Here is a 677-nt window from a genome sequence, read left to right as displayed (position 1 = left end):
CAGCAACAAAAAGGCCGTGTCACTCGCCGTATCACCGCTAAAGGTTATCAAGATTACCATTACGACATTAATGGTCGATTAACGCAAAAAGGGGTTCATCAGCACGGTTTTCGGGCGAAAACGTGGTATTACCAATGGAATACGCTTAACCAACTTATTGCCTGTTTTAATCCTGAAGGGGAATGTTGGCGTTACACTTACGATGCCTTTGGGCGACGACTAAGCAAAAGCAAGGTGGTCGATAATCGCCCTATTTCACCGCCCAATTCACCCTTTAAAAATAAACGTGTTCAGCGTGTCGATTACCTGTGGTCTGGCGACCAAATGGTGCAAGAAACCCCGATTTATGCGGATGGGACACCCGCTTATGACGCTCAAATTCAGTGGCTCTATCAACCCGGTGAAATCACCCCAACAGCCCGTTATCAACGTGGAAAACTGCATTATGTGGTCACTGACCATCAAGGCACACCACGCGAAATCTTTAGCGAAAAAGGGATTGTTAGCTGGGCAGGACGGTTAAATACCTGGGGACAAATGGCGTTTTGGCAATCTCATGATGATTATGCCGATAATGACCCTGAATATACCGAATGTCATTTTCGGTTTGCGGGACAATATGAAGATAAAGAAAGTGGCTTGTATTACAATCGCTTTCGCTACTATGATAAGGACAC

General features: G+C 45.5%; 1 protein-coding gene. It reads left to right on the top strand.

All coding sequences use genetic code 11. From position 1 onward, the window contains the following. The coding region (locus INT39_RS22330; RefSeq protein WP_193076152.1) for an RHS domain-containing protein at positions 1-677 on the top strand (677 nt) is incomplete at both ends.

This window comes from Pseudomonas sp. FME51 (genome assembly GCF_014897305.1).
This window is presented reverse-complemented; position numbering and strand designations above follow the sequence as displayed.